The organism is Pseudoalteromonas sp. S558 (assembly GCF_005886635.1).
GTDB classification, from domain to species: Bacteria; Pseudomonadota; Gammaproteobacteria; order Enterobacterales; family Alteromonadaceae; genus Pseudoalteromonas; species Pseudoalteromonas aliena.
Genome location: NZ_PNDU01000558.1, coordinates 1 through 329 on the forward strand (window position 1 = coordinate 1; position 329 = coordinate 329).

1 protein-coding gene is annotated in these 329 nt (G+C 42.2%); it reads left to right on the forward strand.

The annotated features are described in order from the left end of the window. A partial coding sequence (locus CWB66_RS21410) for a PQ-loop domain-containing transporter (protein ID WP_252371827.1) occupies positions 1-329 on the forward strand: 329 nt, incomplete at both ends.

The following is a 329-nucleotide window of genomic DNA, read 5'->3' on the forward strand; positions in this document are numbered from 1 at the left end:
TGTCAGAGCTGCGCTAAGCGGGCTTATTTTGTACTTTTTTGCGCGTTTTAACGCAGCTAAGCGAGAACGTACTCAGCTTGTGGTTATGATTGCTTTTTCGTTGCTGCCTTTTTCTCTACTGCTAAATTCAACCCTTGATACTGCAATGGTATTAAACGCTTTAACATATGTGGGGCTTGTGATGAGTTCGGTACGTGTTATGCCGCAAACTTATAAAACACTGCGTACGGGTAATGTAAGTAATTTAAGCGCTCGCTACTTTAGTTTGCAGTTTATTGCTGGTATTTGCGGCTTAGTTGTTGAGCTTTCAAATGCTGCTCCAAGCACTG